The 7,773-nt window shown below is 66.6% G+C and carries 7 protein-coding genes and 1 riboswitch; of the genes, 2 read left to right on the plus strand and 5 right to left on the minus strand.

The genetic code is table 11. From position 1 onward, the window contains the following. Positions 1–6: 6 nt before the first annotated feature. The 3 genes from AC4D2R_RS17000 to AC4D2R_RS17010 all read right to left on the minus strand — a co-directional run bounded on the left by AC4D2R_RS17000 (position 7) and on the right by AC4D2R_RS17010 (position 2,462). On the minus strand, positions 7–210 hold the full coding sequence (locus tag AC4D2R_RS17000; protein ID WP_490941279.1) for a Flp family type IVb pilin: 204 nt from the start codon (positions 208–210) through the stop codon (positions 7–9). Between the two features lie 203 nt (positions 211–413). Further along, the gene (locus tag AC4D2R_RS17005; RefSeq protein WP_490941285.1) at positions 414–1,616 is read right to left on the minus strand and encodes a glycoside hydrolase family 26 protein; all 1,203 of its coding nucleotides are present in this window, start codon (positions 1,614–1,616) and stop codon (positions 414–416) included. Positions 1,617–1,686: 70 nt separating this feature from the next. After that, a riboswitch (cyclic di-GMP riboswitch) is annotated at positions 1,687–1,761 on the minus strand. 137 nt (positions 1,762–1,898) lie between these two features. After that, positions 1,899–2,462, minus strand: coding sequence for a dihydrofolate reductase family protein (locus tag AC4D2R_RS17010; protein WP_490941280.1), 564 nt, complete (start codon positions 2,460–2,462; stop codon positions 1,899–1,901). 323 nt (positions 2,463–2,785) lie between these two features. Here AC4D2R_RS17010 and AC4D2R_RS17015 point away from each other — a divergent pair, with 323 nt between their 5' ends. Beyond that, positions 2,786–4,285: an MFS transporter gene (locus AC4D2R_RS17015; protein WP_490941281.1), complete on the plus strand. Its 1,500-nt coding sequence runs from the start codon at positions 2,786–2,788 to the stop codon at positions 4,283–4,285. 29 nt (positions 4,286–4,314) lie between these two features. Here the strand turns inward: AC4D2R_RS17015 and AC4D2R_RS17020 are convergent, their stop codons facing one another. Beyond that, entirely contained in the window at positions 4,315–4,785 is a 471-nt protein-coding gene (locus AC4D2R_RS17020) for a MarR family winged helix-turn-helix transcriptional regulator (protein ID WP_490941282.1), read from the minus strand. A gap of 117 nt (positions 4,786–4,902) precedes the next feature. Next, positions 4,903–6,195 carry a HipA domain-containing protein gene (locus AC4D2R_RS17025; RefSeq protein ID WP_490941283.1) on the minus strand — a complete coding sequence of 431 codons (1,293 nt, stop codon included), beginning with the start codon at positions 6,193–6,195 and terminating at the stop codon, positions 4,903–4,905. A gap of 409 nt (positions 6,196–6,604) precedes the next feature. Between AC4D2R_RS17025 and AC4D2R_RS17030 the strand changes: the two genes are divergently transcribed. Beyond that, positions 6,605–7,546, plus strand: a complete 942-nt coding sequence (locus AC4D2R_RS17030) for a ring-cleaving dioxygenase (RefSeq protein ID WP_490941284.1) — start codon at positions 6,605–6,607, stop codon at positions 7,544–7,546. The last annotated feature ends 227 nt before the right edge of the window (positions 7,547–7,773 follow it).

Below are 7,773 nucleotides of genomic sequence, written 5' to 3' on the forward strand. Positions count from 1 at the left end.
GTGTACTTACGGTGCGCCAACCTCGCCAGCCACGCCGTTGAACATGGCGAGCAGGTTATCGCCGAGCGCGGTTACGCCGAAGATGATGACCACGGCGATCAAGGCGACCATGATGCCGTACTCAACGGCCGTGGCGCCGGTCTCTTCGCGGCTGAGGCGGTTCTTGACGGTGAAACCGAGGGTCTGAAGTGAAGCAAGAAGGTGGGTCATGAGTACTCCTGAGGTGAGGACGGCTGGTGTGACGCTTGTTTCTGGTGTTGCAGTTGTGTCACTAGGAATGTAACAAGCGAAACCCGCCGATACCACAAAAATTTCAAATCCTGCGGGAACACTTCGATTTGACGGCGTTTCGTGGGTCTGAAGGTGCGCAAAAACTGCGTTTTCACCGTTAGGGACGAGCTTGAGCGTCGCGCCTACTTCGGACGGGCGGCGAGGGCCTCTGCCAGAGCGGTCGCCGAGGAACCGCTGCTGTTGATGCGCCAGTCGGTTTCCTTGTTGTAGTTGAACCAGACCATCGCCGTCACATCGGGCTGGGCGGAGAGGTAGCTGATAAGGCTGCGGTTCCACGCGGCCTTCGAACCGCCGGCTTCTGCCGAGGCGGTCTCGGAAATCAGGATCTGCTTTCCCGGTGCAAGGACGCGCAGCTGCCCCAGTCCGTCGCCGAACAGCGCCGACGGCTCAACCCAGCTGCTCCAGGCCGCCGAGGTGCCCCAGTTGTAGCCATCGAGAGCAACGGCGTCAACATACCCCGCCCCCGGATACAGCCCCTCAAGCGGCGTCGATCCCGTGTAGGGGACGTTCGGATTCCAGACCCACGTCACGTTCGAGGCGCCCGTGGCCGCAACGACGTCGTGAACGTGGCGCCACGCGGCGGCGTAGTCGCCGGCACCGTTGCCGTTGACTCCCTCGGCCCAGGGGTACCAGTTGCCGTTCATCTCATGGCCGAACCGCAGCATCACCGGGTGTCCCCACTGCGCCAGCGCTGTGCCCCATTGGCGCAGGTATTCGTCGTGGTCGCCGGCGGTGATGCGGTCGAGTGAGTACAGCGGCTGGTCGATGCCTCCACCCCAGGCCCACGGTTCCCAGGTGAGCAGGGTCTGTGCGCCGCGGCTGCGGACGGCGTCGAGCTCAGCGAGCGGCGGGGCCTGATGGAAGTCCTTGTAGGAAAGCACGATCGACGGTGCCTCCCCGGCAAGCATTGCGGCTTCGTCCAGCTCGGCCGAGGCGGCGGGCCCGCCCGGCGTCCCGACGCCAAAGCGCAGCGGTGCGGGACTGATCTGCGGCTTGCCCGGGGTGACCGTGAAGGTGGCCGTCGCCGACGTCGTGCCCACGGTTGCCCGGATGGGCACAATTGGCCCTTCGTTCGGGATGGCAACGGTCGCGGAAAAAGCCCCGGAGGTGGTGGTGGCGAACGCCATTACGGCGGAGCCCGCCGTGAGCATCCCCTTGGCGCGCTTGGGGAAACCCACTCCGGTGACCTTCAAGGGCGTCCCCGCCGGGCCGGATGACGCGCTCAGCGTGATTGTTGCTGCCGCGTGGGCGGGAGGGGCGACGGCGAACGTCCCCACCAGGACTGCCGTGATTCCAATGATCAAGGCGGTGAGAATCCGGCGCATTGCAGACCGGGGAACAGGCGAAATGGGCAGGTCGCGATAAGGGAGAGGGAGCATGGCTGAGACCTTTGCTGTCGGTGGCCCGGCTGACCGCTTGGGTTCCGTGGCTTTGCGTCACCGGCTTGCACCGGGTTTGCCTTTGTCGAGAAGGGAAACACCCCGGGCCGTACAGCGAGCGCGCCGACCGGTGGGTGCCCTACCCATTATCCGGAGGAACCTTCGGGGCATCCGCAGGAATTGCGCAGGATTTACGCAGGAGCTTCGTGTCCCTCCGGCGGGTGCCGTTCAGGGATCCCAGTGCGTGATGTCGTAGGTGAGGTACGCGAACTGCGCCAGGTGCTCGACCTCGCGCAGCGACAACCGGTCCGACTCGATCCTCCGCGGCAACAGCGGGGCGCCGCCTGTCAGGGCAACCGGTGCGACCGCTAACTGCACCTCAGTGAGCAGATCATCGTCGTAGAACTGTCCCGCCAGCTCTCCGCCTCCCATAACCCAGATATCCCGCTCGCCCGCGGCCTTGACGATCTCGGGGAACACATCGGCGGGCCTGCCGCTCACGAAGCGGATATCAGCGCCCTCCGGCGCCGGAAGGGTTCGGTGCGTGAAGACGAAGGTCGGCCGGTCCCCGTGGAACTCCCGCCACCTGCGGGGCTTTTCGAGGATGTCCTCAACCGCAAGCATCCACTCGTAGGTCGCAGCTCCCTGCACAAGTACGCCGATGCTGTCCAGGAAGTGGCCCTGATGCTGCGGTTCGGGCTGGTTGACCGCGAAGAGCCAATCGAGGGAGCCCTCTTCGTCGGCGATGTAGCCGTTCAGAGAGGTAGCGGTTCGATAGATCGTCCTTGTCATGGCGCGCCTGTCCCTTCGGTCGGGTGCGCTCAGACTAACCCTTCGGACGGTGTTACGGGACTGTATGACACCAGTGCAGTTGCTCGCCCTCACCGGGCCTCGATAAGCTGACGCATCATCACCATCTGGTCGGTGTAGTGAACGACCAGATTGCCTGCATCACCCGCCGGGCTTGCTGCACTGCAAAGGGCCCAGCGGCGCCCCCGAATCGAGCAAGCCATGCCTGAAAGACCCCGCTGTATCCATTCCACGATCCGCAGGGGCCGGCCCGCGGCGGGAACCCTGGGCGCTGGGACTGCCCCGGCCTGCCGGGCGCACACCTCATGAGCGGGCAGATCCGGTTCGACTCGGCCGTGGGCCGCTGGGTTCTTGTCGCAACCATTCTGGGGTCCGCCCTCGCGGGCATCGATGCGACGGTCGTGAATATTGCCCTGCCGGCCATCGGTGCGGATCTTCAGGCCGATTTCGCCGCGCTGCAGTGGACGATCAACGCCTACACGCTCACCCTCGCGGCCTTCATTCTCCTCGGCGGTTCGCTGGGCGACAGGTTTGGCCGGCGGCGCGTGTTCCTCATAGGCGTCGTGTGGTTCGCAACTGCCTCGCTCCTGTGCGGGCTCGCACCGAACGTCGGAACGCTGATCGCCGCCCGTGCCCTGCAGGGGATCGGCGGGGCGCTGCTCACGCCCGGCAGCCTCGCCATGATCCAGGCATCGTTCGTGCGTGACGACCGCGGGCGCGCCGTCGGAGCGTGGTCGGGCCTCGGTGGTGTGGCAACCGCCATCGGGCCGTTTCTGGGCGGCTACCTCGTCCAGAGTGTTTCGTGGCGCTGGATCTTCCTCATCAACGTGCCGTTGGCTGCCGTCGTCGTCGTTCTCGCGCTCCGCCACGTGCCCGAAACCCGGGACGAAGACGCGTCCGGATCCCTTGACATCAGCGGCGCGGCGCTCGGAGCCATCGCCCTCGCCGGCACGACCTACGCGCTCATCGAGGCCCCCGCGCAGGGCTGGTTCTCCCAGCCGGTCCTCATCTCGGGGCTGCTGGGAGTGGCCGCGCTGGTGGCCTTCTTCGTCAACGAGGCGCGGTCCTCCAACCCGATGCTCCCGCTGGCTCTGTTCAAGGAGCGGCAGTTCTCCGCAACCAATGCCGTGACCTTCCTGACCTACGCCGCGTTCGGGGGTGTGTTCTTCCTGCTCGCCGTCCACCTGCAGGTGGTCAGCGGGTATCCGCCGCTCGCCGCCGGCGTGGCGCTGCTCCCGATCACCGTGCTGATGCTCCTGCTTTCCGCACGGGCCGGCCAGCTCAGCGCCCGCATCGGCCCGCGGCTCCCCATGTCGCTTGGCACGGCGATCTGTGCGGCCGCCGTGCTGCTGATGCTGCGTATCGGTGAAGGGGCTTCGTACGTCTTTGACGTGCTTCCCGCCGTCATCGTCTTGGGTCTTGGACTTTCCCTGCTCGTGGCGCCGCTGACGTCGACCGCGCTCTCCGCGGTGCCCGAACGGCAGGCGGGCATGGCCTCGGGGGTGAACAACGCCGTCGCGCGCGCTGCGGCGCTCATCGCTGTGGCGGTAATTCCGGCGTTTGCGGGGATCACCGGCGAGGCCTACCTTGACGCCTCCGAGTTCAACGACGGTTTCCAGATGGCGGCGTGGACGTGCGCGGTGATCCTGGTCGCCGCAGCAATCCTTTCCGCCGCGACCATTCGGAACGACGGCGTGATGATCGAGCGCGAAGATGAAGCGGTCTCGACCCTGCACCACTGCGCTGTCGACTGCCCGCCGGCCGGAACCGCCGCGGCCAGCCGCGGGTCACGCGACGACGACTAGGCGCGACTCAGCGGCCACGCCCCGGGGCGTCAGGCGGACCGGGCGCCGGAGGCGAGGAACCGGGTGTTTCCGGTAGCGGCAATGAGCTTGTGCATCGCCGAATTCAGCACCTCAACCTCTTCCCGGGTGATCCCCAGCCGCTCCATCATTGCCGGGGGAACCGCCGTCGCCTGCGTGCGGAGGGCCCGGCCCGACTCGGTGAGGGCGACGTCCATCGCACGCTCGTTGCCAGGGACCCGCTTCCGGGTGATGAACCCGAGCATCTCCAGCCGTTTCAGCATCGGGGAAAGCGTTGCCGATTCCATCGCCAGGGCCTCGCTGAGTCCGCGGACCGTCCGGGGGCTCTTCTCCCACAGTGCCAGCATCACCAGGTATTGCGGGTGCGTCAGGTTGAGCTCCTCGAGCACCGGCCGGTAGGCGTTCACAACGCTGCGGGAAGCAACGGACAGCGCAAAGCAGAGCTGGCGGTCAAGCAGCAGGTCATCATCGTTGTCGCTCATCGCCCTGTTCCTCCATTCATCGACGCTCTATATCTTAGCGTGCTAACGGTTCGCACTGGAGGCCGGTGGTGCCGGGGTGCGGGTGCGGTAGCGGAACGGACGACGCCGCAGGGCGGCTCAGTGGTGTCCGTCCGGCCAGACGTCGTCGCCGCCGAGCAGCGAGGTTTTCTTCCGGACATGCTGAAGCAGGGCCTCGGGCCGGAGCATGCCCTCAAGTGCTTGGGCGTTGTCGGCGATTGCCGCTTCGAACGCTTCCGCCGTCGATGTGACGATGGTCCGCGCCCAGCCGCTCACCTGCCCGGCATCCAGCCCGTTGGCTTCGGCGAGCTGCTCCCAGTGGATCCTCCGGATGGCGGCGGGGCGCCGCTCACCGCCCACGGCCAGCGAGAGCCGTGCCCTGTCGCTGGCCGGACCCGTCTTCGAATACGTCGGGAAGGTGTCGGAGCGCATGCCGTATAGCGGGGCCATCCGTACCTCCGTGCCCGAGAGCACCAGGGAGAAACTCCGTGCCGAGGTGTGGATTCCCCAGATGGCCCACGTGAATGCGAGGGCTTGAAGAAAGGCCCGCACATCCTGCTCCGGTTCCGAGGAGAACCTGATCAGGTGCTTGAGGATGTCCGGAGTTCCCGGTCCGGGGTGCTGATAATGTTCCCTGCCCGGATCGTGGCTGAGGCTTTGGCAGAAATTCTCCTGGTGGATCCTGCCCACGGTGCCGTCCGCCGCGCGCAAGCGGTCGTACCGCGGGATGACCAACGCCCGGCGCTCGCCGAAGCTCATCACTTCCGGCTGCGCCGCGGCCAGGCCCAGCCTCTGGGCGGCGCCCAGGGTCAGCAGCTCGTTCACCTCGCCCTCGCCGTCCGGGGAGGCAAACGGTTTGAAGATATGGGTGGAGGGCATCCGCTCCGACGGTGTCCACCACCGGCCTTCGCCGTCCTGGTGCAGGGCGAACTTGCCCGATCTGCCGCCGAGGCTGAACCTTCCTGCCCCGCCGGGATCCTGCCAGGCGGCCGGATCCTGTTCAAGCACGCGCAGGCGCCCGGCAATATCCTCACCGCTCACGGGAACGCTCGCAGCGGCGGCGTCCGCTGGGCCGGCCTTCTGGAAGGTCACGGCTCCGGCAAGGTCGCCCCCTGTATGGGCCAGAAGCCCGAACGGGTTGCCGGAGGACACCCCGAACTGGTGCGCCCACCGATCCAAAATGTCGCTGCTCTCCGGAAGAAGTCCCCACAGGTAGGGGTCGACGACCTTATGCTCGTGCGGTTCCTCCTGCAGCGGCATGGCAAGCGAGAGCGGGGTGGCGCCGTCGTTGGCCAGCCACGCGGGGTCGTACTCGAAGTAGTTCTGGCCGCCGGCGCTCTCCCGCAGCACTCCCATCGGCTCGCCGTTATGGAAGGCTTTCAGCTCTTTCATCGGGCCTCCGCAGCGTGGGGTTCCTCAGGTCGAAGCGTCGAGCTCATACTGAACTGCCTCCTCGGCGTGAAAGCAGCCGGTGGGATCGAATTATTTCTACACCTGCCCGTGCGCCGTTGACCAGCACCTGCCTGGGAACATGACGGCAGGGTGTGCCGAGGAACGGCTGGCGTAATGTACGGCCTTTCCGCGAAGGGCAGGCCCGCCCGCGGACCGGGAGTCTTAGACTTTCGTACCACGCGAGGCAACAGCACAGCCGCAGGAACCCCACCTTCCGCAGAGCCGAAAGGTGATCGGCTTCGGTTGTGTGAAGCGTTGCCGCCGGCGCTCGAACGAAAACTGAACCAACTTCAAATCCACCAGTTCAGGGAGACTTGCCGTGACTGCTGCTACTTCTGGTCTGCACCATGTGACTGCCATTGCGGGGGATCCGCAGCGGAACGTCGATTTCTACATCCGCGGACTGGGCCTGCGCCTGGTGAAGCGGACAGTGAATTTCGATGATCCGGGAACCTACCACCTGTACTACGGCGATGAATCGGGCAACCCGGGCTCGCTGCTGACCTTCTTCCCGTGGAAGGGGGTTCCGGGCGGCCGGGTAGGGGCCGGGCAGTCGACGACGACGGCGTTCTCGGTGCCCCAGGGCACCCTGGGCTGGTGGCAGGAGCACTTCAAGGACCTCGGCGTGGACTCGGTGATCTCGGGAACCTCCTCCGAGGAGGAGCGCCTTTCGCTGCGGGATCCGGACGGGCTGCAGATCGACCTGGTGGCCTCCTCGCTTGAGGATCCGCGGGATCCGTGGGATTCGGCCTCGGTTCCGGCGCAGTACGCGGTGCGCGGGCAGCATTCCTCGGTGCTCACGGTCCACGATCCGACCGGAACCCTTGAGACCCTCACCCAGGATTTGGGGATGAGCGTGCTGGGTGAGTCTGAGGACCGCTACCGGCTCTCCACGGGCTCGGGGGAGCCCGGCACCGTTGTCGATGTGCTCGTGGACCCCCGTGGGCAGAACGGCCTGGTGGCCGGTGGGACCGTGCACCACGTTGCCTTCCGCGTTCCGGATAAGGCCACCCAGGAAGTGTGGAGGACCGAACTCGTCGGGCGCGGCTATGCGGTGACCGAGATCCTTGACCGGCAGTACTTCACCTCGATCTACTTCCGCGAACCCGGCGGAACCCTGTTCGAGATCGCCACCGACACCCCGGGCTTCGACATCGACGAGCCCCTGCTGGAACTGGGCCGGGGCCTGAAGCTGCCGCCGTGGCTCGAACCAAGCAGGGATGCGATCGCCAACGCGGTGGCCAAGCTGGACCTGCCCGAGGAAAACAACCCCGCCCTCACCTCCCCCTGACCCCTCGCTCCCGCCGCCGGGCAGCACGGCCGCTGCCCGGCAGCCGCCACCTGTGCGCAGGTGAGGGCCGGGCCCAACCCAAAGGACGACCGCCATGACCGCAACCCCTTCCTCATCCGGGCATCCGTGGCCGCATGTGTTTGATCCCGGCACCGATCCGGGGGCCCCGGTGCTGCTGCTGCTCCACGGCACCGGCGGCACCGAGGAGGACCTGGTGCCCCTGGCCC

Source organism: Arthrobacter sp. TJ-217 (genome assembly GCF_058269255.1).

Excerpts from the sequence above, each read along its gene's own strand:
- AC4D2R_RS17005 (WP_490941285.1), bottom strand. The coding sequence starts at position 1,616 with ATGCGCCGGATTCTCACCGCCTTGATCATTGGAATCACGGCAGTCCTG.
- AC4D2R_RS17010 (WP_490941280.1), bottom strand. The coding sequence starts at position 2,462 with ATGACAAGGACGATCTATCGAACCGCTACCTCTCTGAACGGCTACATC.
- AC4D2R_RS17025 (WP_490941283.1), bottom strand. The coding sequence starts at position 6,195 with ATGAAAGAGCTGAAAGCCTTCCATAACGGCGAGCCGATGGGAGTGCTG.
- AC4D2R_RS17015 (WP_490941281.1), top strand. The coding sequence starts at position 2,786 with ATGAGCGGGCAGATCCGGTTCGACTCGGCCGTGGGCCGCTGGGTTCTT.
- AC4D2R_RS17020 (WP_490941282.1), bottom strand. The coding sequence starts at position 4,785 with ATGAGCGACAACGATGATGACCTGCTGCTTGACCGCCAGCTCTGCTTT.
- AC4D2R_RS17000 (WP_490941279.1), bottom strand. The coding sequence starts at position 210 with ATGACCCACCTTCTTGCTTCACTTCAGACCCTCGGTTTCACCGTCAAG.